Here is a 20,428-nt window from a genome sequence, read left to right as displayed (position 1 = left end):
TTTCCCTTTTTCCTCTATCTTGATTACGTTAAGGATGTGGTTTGATAAAGTTTCATAAGCTCTATATAGAAATCCTTTTCACTGTGCTCTTCCATAATACCCGAAAAAGGTATAAAGTTATAATATAGCTTTTCAAGGTTTTTAAATCTATTTGGAAAAAGCTCGCTTAGCATGATGGCGCTTATCTCTTTTCTTACTAAAACGGCCGGCGGCAGTATGCCTAGCTTTAGAAGTTCGAGAATCGATTCGCTATTGTATGAGATATGGTGATGACTTCCATGGGGACAAGTGTTTGTACTAACAAGCGTTTTGCATTCGTTGCAGTACACAAACTCGCTAATGGTTTCTATCTCTATATTGACTCCTTTTATAGTGTCGAATACACTTTTTATAGAGTTTTTATCGTAATAAAGCCCTACGCCTGCGTGGTTTTTACCGATAATTAATTTGTTACATCCAAAATTTTGGGCTACTATAGCATCCAAAATCACCTCGTTGAAGCCTGCAAAGATGTAAGTATTTTCCAAGGGAACTATCAAGACTCTGTTTTTGGGAAGATAGTTTTTTACAAAATAGTTAAGCGCCTTGAATCTTAACTCGTAAGTAAACTCGTCTTTTGAGTATGGTTTAAGTAAAAATATAACTATTAGTTCACTATTTTCAAGGCTTAATCTTATAAGTCTTTCATGAGCTCTATGAAGAGGTTTTGCAGCCATCATAATTGCAGCTACACTCTTGGCTCCAATAGTTTTTTTGGCTTTTTTTATCATATCTTTGGTCTTTTTTACTTCGCTAAAATCTACCCAATATCCTCCGCTTATAGCGTAGTTTCCAAGTCTTTTAAATGTATCTTGAACCCCGGGATGGGACAGATCATCTGTACCGTATATATTTTTAACTCTCTTTTTTGGATCTATTTTGAAAACTTCTTTTACGCTTATTTCTCCTACTTTTTTACCCTCAACAACAAGATCTAAAATCTCATTGGGTTTTGCATTTTTTAAAACTTTTTCATTCCTTTTTCCACTAGGAGCTAAAATAAAAGAGAATGGAAAAGTTTTGCCTTTGTATATCTTTTTTTCATCAACCTCTTTTGCCTCTTTTTCAGCCATTAGATGTGTAACAGGATTTAAAAGTCCCTCTTTCGCAAGGGCTAAAGTAGCTAATGCTTCTTTGTCTATATAAAGTGCTTTTTCATTTTTTCTTGAAGATTTCATACTTTTTCCTCTTCTCCCACAAACTTTTTCTAGAAATCCCTAATTTTTTAGCAAGGGAAGTATCCGGAAATTTGTTTTGATAATTTAAAATGATATATTTAACATAATCATCTATTGACAGTATGTCGTTTCTATCAAAAATCTTGTTATCACTTTTTATTTCGGTATAGTTTATCGGTAAATCTTCCTCTATCGAATCTGTTGTTGATATTAGGGCGTTTTTGTTTTCTATTATCTCAAAAAAAATCTTTTTTTCACTCTTTTTAAGTACTTGAAAGTCGGTAATATAAAGTAGTTGTGTATCTTTTTCACTCTTTATCTTATTTAAAGCCCCCGTTTCACTAAGAGTATAAAACTTAAAAGGCTCTCCATAAAGTTTTGAAAATTCAAAAGCAAAAAAATCGGCATACTTTTGATAGTTTGTTTTAATAATCAAGGGAAGTTTTGTTTTTGTATTTATCCCTTCTACATTTATACCTTTTAAAGAAAAGGAGAGATATTTTTTAAATGTTTCATTCTCTTTTTTTATAAGTTCAAATTCTTTGAAATGGTTGATTTTTCTTATAAGCTCCTCCATCATAAAAGGTTTTAATATATAATCTTTAGCTCCGGCTTTTAAAGGGTTTGATACGGTATCGTTGCTAATGTAAGATACTAGTAAAATGATAATAGAGTCTTTATAATGCTCAATTACGGGATAAAAATCTTGTCCGTTTATATTTGTTGATAGCAAAACAGCGTCGAAATGCTCCTCTTTTATCGCATCTTTTATGGTTGCCGCAACTTCACAATTATGTCCGATTTCAGATAGTTTTGCGGCAATACTTTGAGCAAGATAAATTTCGTTTTCTACTATTAATATTTTCATCTAAAGCCCCCTGTAGCTTTGACCCAGTCAAAATATTTTAAATTGGCTATACTTTGTACAGCCACTCCTTCTTCTCTACCAATAAAGCCAAGTTTTTCTGCTGTAGTAGCTTTTATGTTTATTTTATTTTTATCGATATCAAGAATTTCGCATAAAACTTTTTTCATTTCATTTTTAAAAGGTAAAATTTTCGGTTTCTGGGCAATTATAGTCAAATCTATATTTATTATTTCGTATCCTGTAACGTTTAATAATTTTTTTACACTTTGCAAAAGGAGTTTTGAGTCGATATTTTTATATTTTTCATCATTATCTGGAAAAAGCTCTCCTATATCGCCAAGTCCTGCAGCGCCTAAAAGAGCATCTATTAAAGAGTGTATGGCTACATCCGCATCAGAGTGCCCTTTAAACCCAAATTTATCGGTTATTTTCACTCCACCTAGAAACATAGTTCTATCTTTGTCAAAAGGGTGTATATCAAAGCCAATACCTGTTAAAATCTCTTTTGAGGGCGGTTTTAAACACTCAATATATTTTAGATCTTCTTTAAATGTCAGTTTATGATGCCCTTTTTCGCCCTCTATATAAATTACTTTTCCTCCAAAGTGTTTGATTGCACTACTTTCATCGGTAAAAACTCTGTTTTGTGATAGTGCTTTTTTTAGTAACGACGTTTTGGATAATTGAGGAGTTTGAATAAGTTTAACCTTTTCTCTATCAATTGTTTCATTTTTATACACTACTGTATCGCTTACATTTATATAAGGGGCTACGCAGTCCACTTTATTTAAAAAAGAGACTATTTTTTCAATAAACTCTTTTTTTATACACGCTCTAGCTATATCGCTTACCAAGACATAATTGGTATTTACTTTATTAATAGCGTTTAAAAGAGACTCTTGTCTAGTGTCACCACCCTCTACAAATTCATAGTCTGCAAACTTTTTCATAAGCCCGATTTCATCTTTATGAGATGTAATAACTATTTTTTTAAATTTATAAAAACTTTCAAAACGTTTTGTAACATATAGCCAAAGTGGCTTATTTTCGATTCTTAACCACTGTTTTTTACATTTAAGACTAAATCTCGAAGATTCTCCTGCACCAAGTAACACAAGGGTTAAATCAGACAAAGTTTATCCTTTTTCTTAATGTGTTACAAAATTATACATCACAAAAGCTTTTTTTTAACTTTTTTATGTAACATAATGGAGATAGTTGAATGAATGGTTAAGTGGTCGGATAGCATGTAGGTTAGATGATATGTTCTATATGACGACTTAACCGTTAACTTTTTTATATAAAAGGATATACTATGAGAAGAGAATGGGTTGAAAAGAGAAAAAACGATAATGTTAGAACTCAGATGTATTATGCAAGGCAAGGTATTGTTACTGAAGAGATGAGATATGTTGCCGAAGTTGAAGGATTAGAGCCTGAGACTGTTAGAAGAGAAGTTGCAAGAGGAAGGATGATTATCCCCGCAAATGTAAATCATATTCATCAAAAGCCTATGGCTATTGGAATAGCGGCAAAATGTAAAATCAATGCCAATATCGGTTCTTCTGCGCTTGCAAGTGATATAGAAGGGGAAGTAGAAAAGGTTAAAGTTTGTCAAAAATATGGTGCCGATACAATAATGGATCTTTCAACTGGCGGTGATTTGGATGCTATAAGAGAAGAGGTTATAAAAGAGGCTCAAGTTCCTATAGGAACGGTACCTATTTATCAAATACTTCATGATTGCAACAATAAAATCGAAGATTTAACCATAGATAAAATGCTCGAAGTTATAGAGCGTCAGGCAAAGCAGGGAGTGAGTTACTTTACTATACATGCTGGATTTTTGCTAAAGTTTATGCCGTTAGTGGCAAAAAGAAAGATGGGTATCGTTAGCCGCGGTGGAAGTTTGATGGCTGCTTGGATGATGCATTATCACAGAGAAAATCCTTTTTACGAAGCGTATGATGATATTTTGGAAATCTGTAGAAAGTATGATGTCTCCTTATCGTTAGGTGATAGTCTAAGACCGGGATGTCTCTATGATGCAAGTGATGATGCGCAGTTAAACGAGCTAAAAGTATTGGGTGAGTTGACACTAAGAGCGTGGGAGAAAGATGTTCAGGTTATGATAGAAGGTCCGGGACACGTTCCTATGAACCAGATAGAGAGGAACATAAAAATAGAAAGAGACTATTGTCATGAAGCTCCTTTTTATGTTCTAGGGCCTTTAGTAACCGATATAGCGGCCGGGTATGATCACATCTCTAGTGCTATAGGCGCTGCGATGGCAGGATGGTATGGTGCTAGTATGCTTTGTTACGTTACACCTAAAGAGCACTTGGGACTTCCGAACGCAAAAGATGTTAGAGAAGGGATTATTGCCTACAAGATAGCCGCACATGCAGCTGACATTGCTAGAGGAAGAAAAGGAGCACAAGATATTGATGATGCAATGAGTGATGCAAGATACAATTTTGACTGGAAAAAACAGTTTGAGTTGGCACTAGATCCAGATCGTGCCAAAGAGTATCATGACGAAACATTGCCTCAAGATGTATTTAAAGAAGCGGAGTTTTGTTCTATGTGCGGGCCAAAATTTTGCAGTTACAAAATAACTCAAAATATAATGGAAGAACATGGAGCGTAATTGATTAAAATCAATAAAGTTTAAAAGAAAATGAGATAAAATTACTCCGAATTAATTAGTTAAGGAGCATAAGATATGCTAAACGAGCAAAAAGTAAATGAGGTATTAAGTACGGTTACATATCCGGGATTTACGAAAGATATAGTAACCTTTGGTTTTGTAAAAAAAGTAGAGTTAGATGGCGATAGAGTTTTTGTAGAGCTTGATATTACCTCAAGCGCGCCCGAAGTTGCACAACAGCTAAGAGATGAGATAACGAAAAAGCTTGAAATACAGGGCGCAAAAGAGGTTATAGTATCTATAAAACAGCCTCAAATGCCAAGAGAGACATCTAGTAGAGGTAAAAATATTGCACCGCAGATCAAAAACTTTGTTATGGTTAGTAGTGGTAAGGGCGGTGTTGGTAAATCCACAACAACAGTTAATCTGGCAATTGCTACTGCTATGCAAGGTAAAAAAGTCGGTATTTTGGATGCGGATATTTATGGTCCCAATGTTCCTAGAATGATGGGAATAGTAGGTGTTCAACCAGAAGTTGTCGGAAATAAAGTAAAGCCTATTATGGCTTATGGTGTTGAAGTTATGAGTATGGGAGTTTTGATGGAAGAGGGGCAGTCTCTTATCTGGAGAGGCGCTATGATAATGAAAGCTATAGAGCAGTTTTTAAGAGATATCCTTTGGAGTGATCTTGATGTTCTTTTTATAGATATGCCTCCAGGAACCGGAGACGCACAGCTAACTTTGGCTCAAAGTGTTCCAGTTACGGCTGGGGTGACAGTAACAACTCCGCAGATGGTAAGTTTGGATGATAGTAGAAGAAGTTTGGATATGTTTAAAAAATTACATATTCCAATTGCAGGAATTGTTGAAAATATGAGTGGTTTTATATGTCCAAATTGTAGTACTGAAAGTGATATTTTTGGAAAAGGCACGGCTGTAGATGTGGCATTAGAATATGGTACAAGTGTTCTTGGGCAGATTCCGATTGAGCCTGCTATTAGAGAGGGAGGAGATGCAGGAAAACCGGTAGTATATCATCATCCTGAGAGTGAAACGGCTAAAAGGTTTCATATTGCGGCAGATAATCTTTGGAAGTTTATCGAAAAAATTAATGAAGAGGGTGGAGTAAGTAACGAAGCTATACAACCCACCACTCCTCCAGGCGTAAGCGCTTGTTCTACAGGTGGTTCGCATACCTGATATTAACGCAAAAAAGTGTAACTAAAGAGAAGAGATTCTCTTCTCTTTAGCTTTTAATCCTTCATTTAGCTCACATAATCTATAATAAATATTAAATTTTACGATTTTTTAAAAACGGCACTTTATCCGCATAAAGAAGGTAAAATGAAAAAATATAAAATTGCCATACTCAATACTAAAGGCGGTGTGGGCAAGAGTACTGCGAGTATGCAGTTGATTGTTCCTTATTTATATAAAAAAAGCTGTTTTCCTATCTCATATTTTGAGTTTGATGATGAAAATGAAGATGCTATATCTTTTGATAAGAGCAGACTTATTTGGATAGAGAAGGTTAATGTAACCGGTGTTGATTTAAGAGAGCAGTTACGAGATATTTTGCTTTTGGAAAACAGTATCTGTATGGATGTAGGTGCAAATAAAACTACGGTTTATGTGATGGATGCTTTAATAGATAGTGGTATGATACACGCTCTTGATTTAGTTGTTATACCTTTGATGGATGGTGAACTTGATGCTGTAAGTGCTATAAATGTCTATCATAAAGTTAAAGAGGCAAATCCCGATTTAAAAACGGTTTTCGTACTTAATAGATGGAACGAAAACAGAGAGCTTGAGTCTCAGTTTGATCTTTTTTTGGGAGACAAGTACGGTTTTTTTGATACAAAAGGACTTATAAACTATATAGAGGAAAAAGATAGAAACTATATAGTTTTAGCAGATAGTGATGCTATAAAGTATTCGAGAGGTTTTGGAATAACTCTTTGGGAATTGGCAAATCAAGTAGAAAATATTGATGAACTTCTTAAAAATGCAATTAAAAACGGAGCAACAAAAGAGGAGATAAAAAAACTTAGTTTTAAAAAAGCATTAAAGAAAGATTGTGAAGTCTACAGCGAAAAAATTTTAAATAATGCTTTTAAAAAGTTAGACGATATTTTAGGATAAAGTATGCAAAAAGCATACTTTATGAAAAAAGATCTTCATACTTTTTTTCAAGTTTTAAAAGTCTTTCCTCTATAAGATTGGTTGTAATATCAATATGTAAATTTTCTTCAGTAGCCGCTGTTATATTTGTTTCTAGATTTATTATTTGATTTTTTGCTGCTTCTACTAGTTTTAACATTTGGGAAAATATTATAGTAAAACTTCCACCATCGCTTCCACTGTGAGCCGATTCTATAAGACCGTTTATATGGATAAAATCGAGTCTATTTATAAGAACGTTCAAATCTTTTATGTTATAGAAGATATTTCTTAGTTTACTTTTAGAATCGTAAACATTTTTAGATAGTTTATCGGAGTAAAATCTTAAAAGCTCAAATAGATCGCTCATATTTTCATTTATCTCTTTCTCCTCCTCTTCGGAAATAGACTCAATGGATAGTTTTTGGAGCATCTCTTTTAAGAAATATACTATCATGTCAATTTGCAATTTGCATGAGAGAATATTAAAACTTGTTTCTTCTATATCTTTATTTGTTTCATTTATAAGTTCGGTGAGTCTTATAATCTGTCTTTCGCTGTACTCGGCGTTTTTCCTCATCTCTTGAGACAACGTTGAAAAAGAGACTCCCTCTTTTTTAATTTTGTAGCTTTCTATTGAGGCGTTTAAAGAAAGCAGTCTTATCTCTTCTGCAAGTTGAAAAACAAATCTAGATTTTTCGCTGAGTTCTTGGTTCATATCCAAAAAGATATTTACTTTATTGTAAATGTTAGTATAATATCTGTTTAATCTAAGGAAAGTGGATTGCAAAGAGGATAGCCTATCTGACAAATAGTCATTTTGACTTTCAAAAGCTACAATTAATTTGTTGGAAACCTCTATGTTTTTGATTAGGAGTTTTTCTCTGCTACTCATCTCTTCCAAAAAGGCTTTTTTACTGAATTCTTCATAATTTTCAAATCCAAGCTTTTTTATTTTGTTTAACAGATATTCTAAAGCAGCATCAATTCCCTCTCTATGTTCATACTTTAATACATCTTGATAAAGATCGGGAATAATTTTAAAAATATCTGAAGTTGGCTTAAGTCTTATGGAGAGAAATTTTTTTATATTTCTCTCTTCGTCAAACATAGGATATATACATGCAAGTACCCAGTAGTAACTTCCGTCTTTTGCCATATTTTTAACATAACCAACAAAAGGTTTTCCTTGTTTAATAGTTTCCCAAACAGCTTTGAAAACTGCTCTTGGCATATCTGGATGACGGATTTTATTGTGTGGTTTACCGATAAGCTCTTCTTTTGAAAATTTAGAAACTCTAATAAAGACATCATTTCCAGAAATGATAGTCCCTTTAAGATCTGTTGTAGAGAAGAAGAGTTCATCTATTTCAAATTTTGATTCTATATTTTTAGGCTCAATTCCTCTTTTATTATAAACATTTTTATACATTTTTCAACCTTTATTCGCTAAGTCTTTCCCTCTCTTTTGAAGTAATTATGATATATATCTTCATCAATTCGGAGATTAGCTTGTTTGAAGATTTTGCCAGTTTGTTTATTGTATCAAAAAGTTCGTCGCTCTTTTTCTCTTTTTTAAGTCTTAAAGTTTCATGAGCTAGGTTATGTACCTCTTTATGATGCGGTTCTATATCTTTTAGTATCGACAAAACTTCGTCACCATATTTTCTCAATTCGTTAAAAGCTTGATTAGAGTAGTACCATTTACCGAAATTGCATGAGGTATAGTCTTGGAACTCTTTGCTGATACCATCATCTAATACTTTGGTTATATCAGTTAAAAATACAGCATGATCGTTTATCGCGTTTAATATCTTAGTATATGGTGCATCAAACTCTTTTGAAAGGATATCATAACCGGTTTTAGAGTGTTCAACTGAGTCTATTATCTGCTTGCTTAAGCTCTCAGCAAGAGCTCTAACTTGATTTAACTCTTCGTTTATATCTTCTATCTCTTTAGATAAGTTCCTTGTATTGTCTTCTTGTTTTTTTGTCAAATCAACCTGTTTTTTTATTAAGTTTGTAACGGAATTACTGTTGTCTTTTATCTTTCTAAAGATTTTTGCAACGTTAGATGAGCCTTCCGCGCTATCTTCTACTATGCTTTTTGCATGATTTACAACTTTTGAGGTATTATCCATCTCATCCATAACTGAAACAGTTACATCTCTAATCTCTCCGGCACTTTTTGATGTTTTCTCAGCAAGCTTTCTAACTTCGTCTGCAACTACGGCAAAGCCTCTGCCGACTTCTCCGGCACGTGCGGCTTCTATAGCGGCGTTAAGGGCTAGTAAGTTTGTTTGCTCGGTAATCTCTAGTATAACGTTTAAAACATGATCAATTCCACTGATTCTTCTTTTTAACTCTTCTGTGGTTTTTGTAAGATTATCCATAGCTTTAACAGACTCTATAATATCTTTGTTGGTTTTTTCAAGAGTCTCTTCACCGCTCTCAATAAAATCGTTGGTTATTTTTTGAGCCTCTTCTACTTGATTTATGGATTTAAGCAGCTCTTGTGCATATTGTAGATTTTCTTCACCTTTTATCGTGATGTTATCAAGTCCTTCTTTAAGTTCTACAAATCGGTTTTTAAATCTAAAAATACCTGTTTGGACTATTGAACCGTTAAATGTTGCTTGAACTATTTCTGGTGCAGCTTCTATCCATTCAAGCTCTAGTCTCTTTTTTATCTCTTTTTTATTTTGTTCTAATTCTTCTATCTTTTCAATATACTTTTTACACTCTTCTTTTACTTCAAACTCGTTCTGATTTTTTTTACCCATTTTTTACTCCTTTTTATTTTCTTGCGGCAAATATCTTTTCCATTTTCTCTTTTAATACTTCAGCTGGAAAAGGCTTAACTATATAGTTGTTTACTCCCGCTTTTATAGCCATGATAACGTTTTCTTTTTTTGCTTCTGCCGTTACCATCAGTATAGGTAAGTGTTTAAGATTTGGGTCTTTTCTTATCTCTTGTACCATTTCAAGACCAGTCATATTCGGCATATTCCAATCAGTTATGACAAAATCATATTTTCCATTCCTAAGTTTTTGAAGACCTGCAAGTCCATCTTCAGCTTCGTCTATATTTTTATATCCAAGTTGATTTAGAAGATTTTTTATGATTCTTCTCATCGTAGCCATATCATCAACAACTAAAATTCTTATATTTCTATCTGGCAATGCCATTTTTCCTCCTATTTTTTTATAGCATATTGATGAACAATATGCAGTAAATCTTTTGTGTCAAATTTTACTAAATGAGCGTCTGCTTTAACAAGTTTTGTTTTATCAACAGTAGCTTTATCAGAAAGAGATGTATTTATAACTATCGGTATTTTGGAAAATACAGGATGTTCTTTAACTTTTTTTGTAAATGTTAAACCATCCATACCGGGCATCTCTATATCGCTTATAATAAGTTGAATTTTATCTGTTATGTCTAGACCTTTTGCTTTTGCTTCTTGCTCCATATCTTCTAAAAATTTTAATCCTTCTATACCACTTTGTACTTCAAAAACTTTATGTCCATCTTTTTCTAGAATATCTCTTATGATTTTTCTAGCAACTGGACTATCATCTAATATCAAAATATTGTATTTCTCTTCAGATGATGATTCCTCTTGAGCTTCATCAATATGAAATACTTTTATCATTCCTAGTTCATCCAAAATACCTTCAAAATCAAGAAGTAAAAGTAGTTTTCCACCTTCGACTTCTATAACTCCCACAACTTTTCCACCTAGTTTTTCGTCTATACTTGCCGGTGGCTTGTTAATGTCAGTCCATTTTATTCGTCTGATACGTTTAGCATCGTGAATGACTATACCAATAATTTCTCTTAAAAACTCCATTACGATTACATATTTTCCTTTTTTATCTTCCGGCTCTTTTATATTCATCCATCTAGCAAGGTTTACTATAGGTACAACGTCTTCTCTTATTTTTGAAACACCTTCAACTTCTGGAGGAAGCCCTGGAGTTTTAAAAATACTTTCAGGTTTTTGGATTACCTCTTTTACTTTTGCAACGTTTACTCCAAGTATCCATTCATAAACCGAGCCGTCTTCTAGTTTTTCATGCATTCTAAAGTCTATTATCTCTAGTTCGTTTGCACCGGTTTCAAGGATTTTTGGCAAAATCTCTTTAGTATTCATTGTAGCCCTTTTTATGTCTCTTCAGAATTTTTTTCTTCGTTTGAAAAAAGTTTATCAATATCTAACAGTATAAGAAGTCTTTTTTCATCGCTCTCTTCATCTTTTGCCATTACAACGCCGGTAATATATTTGGAGTCTATACCTATTGCGTTTATAGGGGCTGGTTGAATATCGCTCAACTCTATAGTATTTGCACCTTCTATTTCATCAACCATTAAACCTATATTGCCTAATTCAGAATCGATAACTAAAATAAACTTTTGTTCGTCTTCTTTTTCGTCCGATAAGTCTAACATCTTTTTTAAATCTACGACTGGAACAATGTTTCCTCTTAGATTAATGACGCCTAAGATAAACTTTTTTGTTTTAGGTACAGGAGTTATGTCCAGTTTTTTGGTGATTTTAACTATTTTTTTTATATCTATACCTATTAGTTCTTCGTTTAGCTTAAATGAGATAACCCTCTCATCATTTTTTGAATATTCGTTAGAATACTCTTTAATACCCAATACTTCCATTTCAGCCATTATATAACTCCTGTAAGTTCACTTTTTTTATCATTTATTAATGAATTTATATCAAGTATTAGTACTACTTTTCCATCTCCAGTAATAGTGGCTCCTGCAATTCCGTGAACATTGCTTAGAAGTTTTCCAAGAGGTTTGATCACTATCTCCTCTTCTCCGTAAAGTTCATTTACAGCTATAGCTATACTTTTTTCTCCTACATTGATGATTATAACAAACTTCTCTTCTCCATCTTGTTCTAGTTCAAAAAGTTCGTTTAGATTAAAAAGTAGATATACTTTATCTCTTAACATTAAAGATTTATAGTGCCCTACATCTTTTATGTCATTTGGGTTATATTGTATTATTTCTGCTACACTAAAGATAGGTATAGCAAAAACTCTATCGTTTGAGCCTACCATTAATGTTCTTATAATAGCTACTGTTAAAGGGAGTTTCATCGTTATTTTTGTTCCTTTACCAGGTTCACTATCGATTTCTATTGTTCCTCTTAGAGCATGAATTGTGGATGCCACAACATCCATACCTACCCCTCTTCCTGAAACATCACTAAGCTGTTCAGCCGTGGAAAAACCAGGTAAAAATATTAACTCATAAATCTCTTTATCACTCATATTTTCTGCTTGTTCTGGTTTTATTAGTCCTTTTTCAATAGCTTTTTTCTTTATAATTTCAGGATCTATACCTTTCCCATCGTCTTCTATAGAAACAATGATTCTATCTCCTTCTTGGAATGCTGCCAATTTTATTGTTCCGGTTTCACTTTTTCCCGCTGCTTTTCTGACGTCAGGGATTTCTATTCCGTGATCTATGGAGTTTCTTACAAGATGAATGAGAGGATCTTCAAGTTTGTTTAAAATAGATCTATCTATCTCAGTATCTTCACCTTCAAGTTCGAGATTTATTTTTTTTCCAAGTTTTTTTGCAAGATCTCTAACGATTCTAGGGAATTTACTAAAAATTCTTTTAACAGGTTGCATTCTAAGTTTCATAACGGCTTCTTGAAGATCGCTTACAGATCTACTCATTCCGGCTATCGCTTCATTTAACTCTTCTGCAACATCTGACTCTTTATCGATATTAGAAAATCTTGAAGCTAGTTTTACTATACGGTTTCTATCTAAAACCAGCTCTCCGACTAGATTCATTAAAACTTCTACTCGATCGATATCTACCCTTATTGTTTCAGTCTCCTCTTTTTTCAAACTCTTTTTAGGTTTAAAGTTCTCTTTTTCCATCTCTTTATCTTTTTTTAGGTTTTCACGCTTTTCTTCTTGTTTCTCTTCATTTTTATCATTTACTACCTGATTAACTATAGGTTCTTTTTTTCTTATTTCTAAGACTAAATCGTTTACGTCTTTACCCTCTTCTATAAGTTTGTCTATTTTTTCTATTAGTTCCATATCCCTTTCTTCTGGAGGTTGTAAAATAAGCTCATCAAGAATCTCTTTAAAATTTATATTAGGATATTTTTTTATTATCTCTTGTACTGTGGGGTCAACATTTTCTTTAAACACAACTTCATACTCATTATCTGAATCGTTACTTATTAAATCTTCCTTTTCCTGGGTTTGGGGCTCATTGAAAGTTTCTTCGTTATTATGATTTTCTGAAGAAAGTATTTTTCCTTCAAGAAGATTGTCTAACTTATTTAAAATATCTGCAATATCCTCTTTTTCTGGGATTTCATGTTCTTCTTTTAACGTAACGATGGCATTTTTTAAAGTATCAATCCCTTCTAAAATGATATCCATTTTATCTGAGTCGAGACTCATTTCATCATTTCTTAGCTTATCAAAAATGCTCTCTACTTTATGTGCTAATTCTATAATAGACTCTAGACCTAAAAAACCCGCCCCACCTTTTAGAGTATGCATTCCTCTAAAAATTTTATTTAGAAGTTCTTTATCTGAAGGATCATTTTCAAGTTCTACCAGCTCTTGATCCAGATTTTCTAAGATCTCTTCTGCCTCAAGCATAAATTCATCAAAAATTTCTCTCATATCTTCATTAAATTCAATTTTCATGGCAATTCCTTACAAACCGTGACTTTTTAAAATATCATCTATATGTTCTTGTTCAACTTCATTTTCCCACGCAAACTCTTCTAACTCTTTTCCTGCCTTGACTGGACCTTGTGTTTTATCGGCTTGCAATAAAAACCCCTCTACTTTTTTTAATCTTTGTGATATTATATCTTGAAATTGGAAAGAGATAAGAGAATTTTCAAGATTTTTACGAAGTTTTTTTAAAAGAGCCTCATTTGCATTTGTATTTTCTATAGTATTTAAGATTTCAAGAGAATCATTTATATAATGTAAAATATTTTTTGTTGCTTCTTCGCTTTCTTTTCTAGATTTTTCTAAATGCCTATAAGCTATCTCATAATCTTTGTTCTTAAACATAGTTAAATTTCCTTTTTTATTTTAGTTTAGTTTTGATAATCTTTGCTCAAGCAAAAAACATATATTTAGTATTATCGTATAATTAATTTTAATTTTAAATTAAAACTATCATAGAGATATAAAGTTACTTTATTTAATTTATTTATAACCTGTAGTTTATTGAAACATTTTATCTATTTTTTTTTTAAAACTATAATTCTATAGTAAAATTTAGTATAGAATCATTTTACTTTATTAAAAATTTTTATAATTTTTATTTGAAAAATTTTTATTTGAAATAGATGATTATTATAAAATGTTATAAAGCTATAAAATCTTGATATATATGCTTTAAATTTCTTGAAAAAAAGTTTATATAAATGGTACTTTGTATTTATATCACAAACATAAACAGTAATTTTTTTGATTACTTTCATACACAAAAATTTTATTTTTTAAATATATTACAGCAAAGATATTATTTTAATAAAGTTTAAAGTAAAAGTAATGCAAGTTTTAGATAAAATATTTTAAGAAAATTTCCAATCAAATTTTAGTTTGATAAATGTCGGTTTTCTTATAACAAGCTTTGAAGGATAGTAATTGGAAGAGAAAAAAAACGGTAAGATTAAGGGACTTCAAAAAGCTGCTATATTTTTATCGGCACTTCCTGAAGAAAAAAGTGTAAAGATTTTTAAAAATTTGAAAGAGCACGAAATAGAAAAGCTTATCAAAGCCTTTTTAACTGTTGAAACTCCTACAAAAGAGCAACTAAAAGCGGTTTTAGATGAAGCTTACGAATATCTTAGACAAGTCTCACCTGTAAAACTTGCTCCTGATCATTTAAAGAAAATTTTAGAGCAGGCTTTACCGCCAGATGTTTTAGAGAGATTGCTCGAAGAGACTTTTAGTTCTCAAGAGGGTAAACAGATATTTAGAGAGCTTGAAAAACTTGATTCTAAAGCGGTAGCCAATATTATAAAAAATGAACATCCTCAAGTTATAGCATTGATTCTTTCGCAAATAAAACCTTCAAAAGCTGCAGAGATTTTGCAGTTTATCCCTAAAAGAGTAGGAGTAACTAATGTACAAGAAGAAGTTATTCAAAGAATAGCCTCTATTGAAAAGATTTCAAATCAAACCTTAAAAGTAGTTGCTAATACGTTAGAAGAAGAACTATCATCGATGGGAGCTGGAAAAGAGGAGGTACTGAGTGGTATAGACATAGCGGCTGAAATAGTAAACGCACTTCCAAAAGAGACTCAACAAGAGATTTTGGATGATATTAAGAAAGAGAATGAGGTGCTTGCTACTAACATTGAAGAGAGAATGTTTAAATTTGAAGATATTATTAAACTTGATAATAAAGCTATTATCGAAATACTTAAAAATGTCGATAAAAATGTTCTTCTTGTCGCTTTAAAAGGGGCATCTGAAGAGATTTTAAATAAATTTTTAGCAAATATGTCTAAACGTGCCGCAGAGATGTTTGTAGAAGATATGGAAGTTTTAGGACCTATGAAAAAAAGTGAGGTGGAGAAAGCTCAAAAGAAAATTATAGAAGAGATAAAAGCTCTTATAAATAAAGGTGTTATAGATTATGGAAGTGGAGAGGAGTATGTGTAATCTCTTTTTTCTTTGAATTAGCCTATTATAATTTATACTAAATATTTTGTAATTTTTATAGTATTCGTTTTTTTTAAGAAAAAATGTGAAAAAAATGTGAAAAATATTGCAAAATCCCTGATTTATCGCTATAATATTTTTAATTTTCAAAAAAATCAAGGGAATAAATGTCTGAGCAGGATTTCTTATCTCAAGATGAAATAGACGCACTGTTAGGAAATGATACAGAAGAGAGTGTCGAAGAAAAAAGTGACGAATATCCTTTCGATTTTAGCGAGATAGAGAGTATAAAAAAAGGCGGGCTTCCCGGTCTTGAGATCATTTATGAAAGATGGGTAAAGTCTTTCAGAGAAGAGATAAGAAAAATTATGCCTAAAATAAATATGGTTTCCAAAGATAATATTTACATAACCAGATTTAATACTTTTATGTCAAAAATCCCGCTGCCTTCAAGCTATACGACTATAACTATGAAACCTTTGAAAGAGAGTGCTCTTTTTGTAGTAGATTCAAGACTGGTTTTTACGATCATTAGTGTTTTGTTTGGTGGTCCAGCTAAACCTTTTAAAGTGGAAGGAAGGGAGTTTACAAAACTTGAAGTGCAGATTATTGGAGATTTTATAGACACTGCTCTTAAAACTTTTCAAAACGTTTGGCAAAATTTTTATCCTATAAATGTCGAGAAAAAATCGATAGAACTAAATCCCTCTCTTGCAAGAATAACTTCGGGTAATGAAAAAGTTGTGGTAGTCGAGTGTAACGTGGAAGTTGATGGATATGAAGCACCGATATTTTTCTGTTTTCCCCACGGTATGTTTATACCTATCAAAGATATAATTTATACAGAGTTTATAGGTGAAGAAAACGGAGACTGGGAAAATAGATTAAAAAATAGATTAAACTTATTAAATGTAAAAGTAACATTAGAGCTTGGTAAAGAGAAATTTTTTCTAAAAGATATACTAAATTGGAAAGTAAATGACGAATTGGTTTTAAATATAGATAAAGACGGAGATTTGGCACTTATAGTCGAAAAAGTACCTAAGTTTAGATGTAAATTAGGTAAAGTAAAAGATAAATATGCGGCTTTAATAAAAGGGCCCATAATAAAGGCTGAGGATGAATGAAGAGATAAAAAACGAGGATAATCAGCAAGATATTTTAAATCAAGAAGATTTGGCCGCTCAATGGGCAGAGCAAACTACTAGTTCTCAAGATGACTCTAAAAAGGATGTTGATCAAGAGAACTTAGCAGCCCAGTGGGAGGCAGAAGCTATGGCCGAACCTTCGGAAAAAAGCTCGGTTGAAGAGAGTTTGCCTTCTTTTGATAATTATGAAAAAAGTGAGAATTCTAAATTATCTATATTGATGGATATTCCTTTAGAAGTTACAGTGGAGATTGGCTCAACCGAAATTCCTATAGAGGAGATTTTAAAACTAAATCCAAACAGTATTATAGAGCTTGATAAACTTATTAGTGAACCGGTTGATTTAAAAGTAAACGGCAAACTGATAGCAAAAGGAGAGTTATATACCGTAAAAAATAGTTTCGGAATCAAAATAACAAATATTATTACGCCTGAAGATCGAATGAAAATATTAGATGAGGAATAAATATGGCATTAAATCTTCAATCGATATATGTTTTAGCTAGCGGAAGTTCTAGAGCTATGGAACAGCTAGATACAATAAGCAACAATTTGACTAACGTCAATACCTCTGGTTTTAAAAAACTTCTTTTAAAAGAGATGAGTCAAAGAATAGAAAAAAACGGGGGAGACTCAAACCATCTGTTCGTTTTTCCTAGATTTGAAGATACTCCGGTTGTAGATATTCAGGGCTCTTTAAAAATAAGTGAGAACCCTTTGGACTTTGCAATAGACGGGAAAGGGTTCTTCGTTATTGAATCGAAAGGGGAGCAGTATCTAACCAGAAACGGACACTTTTTTATAGATAGTGAGGGATATTTGGTAGATTCGAAAGGAAACTATGTTTTAGATAGCGCCGATAAAAAAATCTTTTTAGATTATAAAAAAAGTATAAGCGTAGGCGAGGATGGAGTAATTTTTCAAGAACAACAAGAGGTTGCAAAACTAAAAATTGTAGCGAATAACAGAATCGAGGCCGTAGGAGATAGCTACTACAAAGGGGTGGGTGACGAGATAGAAGCCGAATATAAAGTTTTGCAAGGATATGTAGAGAGTTCAAACGTAAATCCGATAAAAGAGATGACGGAAATGATTGTAACCCAAAGAAGGTTTGAGATATACGGCAATTTGATAAAATCTTTAGATACGCTTGAACAAAAAACTAATGAGATAGGAAAAGCTTAGAAGTGTTAAATAATATGAAATTGAGATAGCGAGACTACAGAAAGGATGAGAAATGTTTAGAGCTTTATGGACTTCGGCTTCAGGAATGCAAGCGCAACAGACAAATCTTGACGTTGTATCCAACAATATTGCAAATGTAAATACGGTAGGTTTTAAACAAAGCAGAGCCAATTTTGAAGATTTAATATATCAAACTATAAAAGATCCAGGAGTTAGAAGCTCAGATGAAAATATAGTACCTTCAGGCATACAAGTGGGCTTAGGTGTCAAGCTTTCAGATGTTAGTAAGATTTTTTCCCAAGGAAGTCTAAAACAGACCGAAAGAGAACTTGATGTTGCTATTGAAGGTGAAGGTTTTTTTAAAATAGATTTTCCCGGTGGTGGAGAAGCATATACCCGAGCCGGCAATTTTCAGTTGGATAATGAGGGATATTTGGTCACCCCCGAAGGATATAAACTTTCACCCAATATCCAGGTTAACGCTCCTGAAACACTTATAAGTATAGCTATAAGTCCCAACGGAAAAGTAACAGCTGTTAGGAATGAAGGCGGTGTCCAAACTACTGAAGAACTTACCGATATTAAACTATATAGATTTATGAATCCTTCAGGTCTTAAAGCTTTAGGACAAAATCTATTTGTTCCGACCGTTGCATCTGGTGAAGCGATAGAAGGTAATCCAAATAGTGACGGTTTTGGAAAGCTTGCACAAGGTTTTTTGGAGAGTTCCAACGTCAATATAGTTGATGAGATGGTTAACTTAATCGTAGCTCAACGAGCTTATGAGATAAACTCTAAAGGTATAACTACCGCAGATGAAATGCTTAGAACCGTTTCTACTCTCAAAGCTTAGGGGAAATAGAGTACTTTTTATAGTACTCCTTTTCACTTTTATTTTTATAAACTTATTAGAAGCTAAAATCACGATAGAACTTTATCCTATAGTCAATTTGGAAAAAGAGAACGTGCTTTTAAGAGATATATCTAGTATTAAAAGTGAAAGTACGGAAGATAGATTGAAAAAGTTTATAGAAGAGATTTTTGTAACAAATATAGACGTAGGTATTAAAAAAATAGATAAAGAAGATGTAATAAGAAGTTTAAAAAGAAACTATATTGACCTTAAAAATATTAGCATTATCGGAGCCGATAGAGTTATAGTCAAAAGAGAAACTATAAAATTAACGCAAGCTCAAATTTTAAAAGATATAGAGAAATTTTTAGAGAAAAATTTTAAAGATGCAATAGAAATAGTCTCTATTTCAGTTAGTAAAAAAGAGTTGATTTTACCATCTGGAAAAATAGAAAAAAAGATACGGATAAAATCTAAAACAGTAAACAATATTTATTTAAGTTATTATGTTTTTATAAACGGTGAAAAAAGATCCTCTTTGCCAATAACTGTAAAAGTCAAATATTTTTTAATGATACCTTATGCTAAAAAAGATATACCAAAAGGTAAAAAGATAGAACCTAACGATGTTTATTTAAAAAAATCAGCGGTGTCAAATGTATTACGTAACTCTGTGAAGTTAGAGGATATTTTAGGAAAGGTTGCAAAAATAAATATTAAAAAAGATAGTATAATAAAAAGCTATCTTTTGTCACCTGATTATCTGGTTTTAAAAGGAAAAAACGTAAAAATTTTATACTCCAACGGTCCTATAAATATAGAGTTGATGGGCTTGGCTCTCGAAAATGGGAGCAAAGGAGATATAATAAGAGTTAAAAATATATCTTCTAATAAGGTTATTAAATGCAAAGTGGTCGCACCATTCGTTGTAAAATATACAAAATAGTTGTACTATTTTTTACTTTTTTTTTCTTAAGCGGTTGCGCTAATAAAAAAACGGTTGTTAATTATCCTATAAAAGAGTCTCCTCCAAAAATAGCTCAAACCGATAATTCAAATACTCCAGGTTCACTGTACAACGGTTATGATAATCTTTTTAGCGATGATAAGGCACACAACGTGGGTGATATCGTTACTATAAAAATTTATGAGAACATTTCCGGTCAAGGAAGTGCAAATACCCAAGCTAACAGATCTAACAACATGAATCTAAATTTCCCTTCAGCTACAATTATGGATAAAAGAGTTCCGGATAAAACTACGGTTTTCGGACTTAACCAATCTTCCACTAACAGCTTTTCAGGCTCGGGAGATACGAGAAGAAAAGCCAATCTTGTAGCAACAATTACGGCAAGGGTTGTAAAAGTATATCCTAATGGAAATCTATATATAAGTGGAAAAAAGTATATAAAGATAAATGATGATGTTCAGATTTTAAGGATCTCAGGTATTATAAAACCAAACGATATCACGCAAGATAACTATGTTGACTCTTCAAAAATTTCAGATATGTACGTAGAGTATAACGGTGAAGGGTTTATGGCTGATAACCAAAGTCCTGGTTGGCTTGCTAAATTTTTAATGAAGATATGGCCATTTTAAAAGAATTATTAGTAGTAAACGGTAAATTTATTACTCATCACTGATTAC

At 32.3% G+C, this 20,428-nt stretch carries 20 protein-coding genes and 1 pseudogene; 10 read left to right on the top strand and 11 right to left on the bottom strand.

The features are described from left to right. Positions 1-23 precede the first annotated feature (23 nt). The 3 genes from NIL_RS06630 to NIL_RS06620 are packed head-to-tail and all read right to left on the bottom strand — an operon-like array spanning position 24 to position 3,218. Positions 24-1,217: a sulfate adenylyltransferase gene (locus NIL_RS06630; protein WP_187647026.1), complete on the bottom strand. Its 1,194-nt coding sequence runs from the start codon at positions 1,215-1,217 to the stop codon at positions 24-26. Continuing rightward, positions 1,195-2,085: a response regulator gene (locus NIL_RS06625; RefSeq protein ID WP_187647025.1), complete on the bottom strand. Its 891-nt coding sequence runs from the start codon at positions 2,083-2,085 to the stop codon at positions 1,195-1,197. The genes NIL_RS06630 and NIL_RS06625 overlap by 23 nt, the downstream gene beginning before the upstream one ends. Continuing rightward, positions 2,082-3,218, bottom strand: a complete 1,137-nt coding sequence (locus NIL_RS06620) for a bifunctional 2-C-methyl-D-erythritol 4-phosphate cytidylyltransferase/2-C-methyl-D-erythritol 2,4-cyclodiphosphate synthase (RefSeq protein WP_187647024.1) — start codon at positions 3,216-3,218, stop codon at positions 2,082-2,084. Before NIL_RS06620 ends, NIL_RS06625 begins: the two co-directional genes overlap by 4 nt. Positions 3,219-3,400: 182 nt before the next feature. On the opposite strand from NIL_RS06620, the gene thiC reads away from it, so the two are divergent. The 3 genes from thiC (at position 3,401) to NIL_RS06605 (ending at position 6,880) form a co-directional block, all read left to right on the top strand. Beyond that, positions 3,401-4,735: a phosphomethylpyrimidine synthase ThiC gene (thiC, locus tag NIL_RS06615; RefSeq protein ID WP_187647023.1), complete on the top strand. Its 1,335-nt coding sequence runs from the start codon at positions 3,401-3,403 to the stop codon at positions 4,733-4,735. A 75-nt stretch (positions 4,736-4,810) separates the two neighbouring features. Continuing rightward, positions 4,811-5,935, top strand: coding sequence for an Mrp/NBP35 family ATP-binding protein (locus NIL_RS06610; RefSeq protein ID WP_187647022.1), 1,125 nt, complete (start codon positions 4,811-4,813; stop codon positions 5,933-5,935). Positions 5,936-6,079: 144 nt separating this feature from the next. Further along, positions 6,080-6,880: a P-loop NTPase family protein gene (locus NIL_RS06605; RefSeq protein WP_187647021.1), complete on the top strand. Its 801-nt coding sequence runs from the start codon at positions 6,080-6,082 to the stop codon at positions 6,878-6,880. Between the two features lie 19 nt (positions 6,881-6,899). Here the strand turns inward: NIL_RS06605 and NIL_RS06600 are convergent, their stop codons facing one another. The 8 genes and pseudogenes from NIL_RS06600 to NIL_RS06570 form a co-directional block, all read right to left on the bottom strand. Then, positions 6,900-8,330 (bottom strand): methyl-accepting chemotaxis protein, encoded by a 1,431-nt coding sequence (locus NIL_RS06600; RefSeq protein ID WP_187647020.1) that lies wholly within the window; start codon positions 8,328-8,330, stop codon positions 6,900-6,902. A gap of 10 nt (positions 8,331-8,340) precedes the next feature. Next, positions 8,341-8,895 (bottom strand): CZB domain-containing protein, encoded by a 555-nt coding sequence (locus NIL_RS11205; RefSeq protein WP_246434485.1) that lies wholly within the window; start codon positions 8,893-8,895, stop codon positions 8,341-8,343. After that, a pseudogene (locus tag NIL_RS11200) lies at positions 8,896-9,681 on the bottom strand (methyl-accepting chemotaxis protein); the annotation flags it as partial. It abuts the gene before it with no gap. A gap of 13 nt (positions 9,682-9,694) precedes the next feature. Further along, positions 9,695-10,087, bottom strand: a complete 393-nt coding sequence (locus tag NIL_RS06590; RefSeq protein ID WP_187647018.1) for a chemotaxis response regulator CheY — start codon at positions 10,085-10,087, stop codon at positions 9,695-9,697. 8 nt (positions 10,088-10,095) lie between these two features. Further along, positions 10,096-11,055, bottom strand: a complete 960-nt coding sequence (locus NIL_RS06585; protein WP_187647017.1) for a chemotaxis protein — start codon at positions 11,053-11,055, stop codon at positions 10,096-10,098. A gap of 11 nt (positions 11,056-11,066) precedes the next feature. After that, complete coding sequence (locus NIL_RS06580) at positions 11,067-11,582, bottom strand: chemotaxis protein CheW (RefSeq protein WP_187647016.1); 516 nt, start codon at positions 11,580-11,582, stop codon at positions 11,067-11,069. Further along, positions 11,582-13,609: a chemotaxis protein CheA gene (locus tag NIL_RS06575; protein WP_187647015.1), complete on the bottom strand. Its 2,028-nt coding sequence runs from the start codon at positions 13,607-13,609 to the stop codon at positions 11,582-11,584. The genes NIL_RS06580 and NIL_RS06575 overlap by 1 nt, the downstream gene beginning before the upstream one ends. 9 nt (positions 13,610-13,618) lie before the next feature. Beyond that, positions 13,619-13,987: a hypothetical protein gene (locus NIL_RS06570; protein WP_187647014.1), complete on the bottom strand. Its 369-nt coding sequence runs from the start codon at positions 13,985-13,987 to the stop codon at positions 13,619-13,621. 582 nt (positions 13,988-14,569) lie between these two features. On the opposite strand from NIL_RS06570, the gene fliG reads away from it, so the two are divergent. The 7 genes from fliG (at position 14,570) to NIL_RS06535 (ending at position 20,380) form a co-directional block, all read left to right on the top strand. Continuing rightward, complete coding sequence (gene fliG, locus NIL_RS06565) at positions 14,570-15,592, top strand: flagellar motor switch protein FliG (RefSeq protein WP_187647013.1); 1,023 nt, start codon at positions 14,570-14,572, stop codon at positions 15,590-15,592. Between the two features lie 167 nt (positions 15,593-15,759). Beyond that, on the top strand, positions 15,760-16,719 hold the full coding sequence (gene fliM / locus NIL_RS06560) for a flagellar motor switch protein FliM (protein ID WP_187647012.1): 960 nt from the start codon (positions 15,760-15,762) through the stop codon (positions 16,717-16,719). Beyond that, on the top strand, positions 16,712-17,206 hold the full coding sequence (fliN, locus tag NIL_RS06555; RefSeq protein WP_187647011.1) for a flagellar motor switch protein FliN: 495 nt from the start codon (positions 16,712-16,714) through the stop codon (positions 17,204-17,206). Before fliM ends, fliN begins: the two co-directional genes overlap by 8 nt. Positions 17,207-17,208: 2 nt before the next feature. Continuing rightward, the gene (locus NIL_RS06550; RefSeq protein WP_187647010.1) at positions 17,209-17,925 is read left to right on the top strand and encodes a flagellar hook-basal body protein; all 717 of its coding nucleotides are present in this window, start codon (positions 17,209-17,211) and stop codon (positions 17,923-17,925) included. 52 nt (positions 17,926-17,977) lie between these two features. Beyond that, positions 17,978-18,778, top strand: a complete 801-nt coding sequence (flgG, locus tag NIL_RS06545; RefSeq protein ID WP_187647009.1) for a flagellar basal-body rod protein FlgG — start codon at positions 17,978-17,980, stop codon at positions 18,776-18,778. Further along, the gene (flgA, locus tag NIL_RS06540; protein ID WP_187647008.1) at positions 18,741-19,724 is read left to right on the top strand and encodes a flagellar basal body P-ring formation chaperone FlgA; all 984 of its coding nucleotides are present in this window, start codon (positions 18,741-18,743) and stop codon (positions 19,722-19,724) included. The genes flgG and flgA overlap by 38 nt, the downstream gene beginning before the upstream one ends. Continuing rightward, on the top strand, positions 19,682-20,380 hold the full coding sequence (locus NIL_RS06535; protein ID WP_187647007.1) for a flagellar basal body L-ring protein FlgH: 699 nt from the start codon (positions 19,682-19,684) through the stop codon (positions 20,378-20,380). Before flgA ends, NIL_RS06535 begins: the two co-directional genes overlap by 43 nt. Positions 20,381-20,428 lie beyond the last annotated feature (48 nt).

The organism is Nitrosophilus labii, from assembly GCF_014466985.1.
GTDB classification, from domain to species: Bacteria; Campylobacterota; Campylobacteria; order Campylobacterales; family Nitratiruptoraceae; genus Nitrosophilus_A; species Nitrosophilus_A labii.
This window is presented reverse-complemented; position numbering and strand designations above follow the sequence as displayed.

Coding starts and splice junctions, on each gene's coding strand:
- NIL_RS06630 (WP_187647026.1), bottom strand. CDS start 1,217: ATGAAATCTTCAAGAAAAAATGAAAAAGCACTTTATATAGACAAAGAA.
- NIL_RS06625 (WP_187647025.1), bottom strand. CDS start 2,085: ATGAAAATATTAATAGTAGAAAACGAAATTTATCTTGCTCAAAGTATT.
- thiC (WP_187647023.1), top strand. CDS start 3,401: ATGAGAAGAGAATGGGTTGAAAAGAGAAAAAACGATAATGTTAGAACT.
- NIL_RS06610 (WP_187647022.1), top strand. CDS start 4,811: ATGCTAAACGAGCAAAAAGTAAATGAGGTATTAAGTACGGTTACATAT.
- NIL_RS06605 (WP_187647021.1), top strand. CDS start 6,080: ATGAAAAAATATAAAATTGCCATACTCAATACTAAAGGCGGTGTGGGC.
- NIL_RS06600 (WP_187647020.1), bottom strand. CDS start 8,330: ATGTATAAAAATGTTTATAATAAAAGAGGAATTGAGCCTAAAAATATA.
- NIL_RS06590 (WP_187647018.1), bottom strand. CDS start 10,087: ATGGCATTGCCAGATAGAAATATAAGAATTTTAGTTGTTGATGATATG.
- NIL_RS06585 (WP_187647017.1), bottom strand. CDS start 11,055: ATGAATACTAAAGAGATTTTGCCAAAAATCCTTGAAACCGGTGCAAAC.
- NIL_RS06580 (WP_187647016.1), bottom strand. CDS start 11,582: ATGGCTGAAATGGAAGTATTGGGTATTAAAGAGTATTCTAACGAATAT.
- NIL_RS06575 (WP_187647015.1), bottom strand. CDS start 13,609: ATGAAAATTGAATTTAATGAAGATATGAGAGAAATTTTTGATGAATTT.
- NIL_RS06570 (WP_187647014.1), bottom strand. CDS start 13,987: ATGTTTAAGAACAAAGATTATGAGATAGCTTATAGGCATTTAGAAAAA.
- fliM (WP_187647012.1), top strand. CDS start 15,760: ATGTCTGAGCAGGATTTCTTATCTCAAGATGAAATAGACGCACTGTTA.
- fliN (WP_187647011.1), top strand. CDS start 16,712: ATGAATGAAGAGATAAAAAACGAGGATAATCAGCAAGATATTTTAAAT.
- NIL_RS06550 (WP_187647010.1), top strand. CDS start 17,209: ATGGCATTAAATCTTCAATCGATATATGTTTTAGCTAGCGGAAGTTCT.
- flgG (WP_187647009.1), top strand. CDS start 17,978: ATGTTTAGAGCTTTATGGACTTCGGCTTCAGGAATGCAAGCGCAACAG.
- flgA (WP_187647008.1), top strand. CDS start 18,741: ATGAAATGCTTAGAACCGTTTCTACTCTCAAAGCTTAGGGGAAATAGA.
- NIL_RS06535 (WP_187647007.1), top strand. CDS start 19,682: ATGCAAAGTGGTCGCACCATTCGTTGTAAAATATACAAAATAGTTGTA.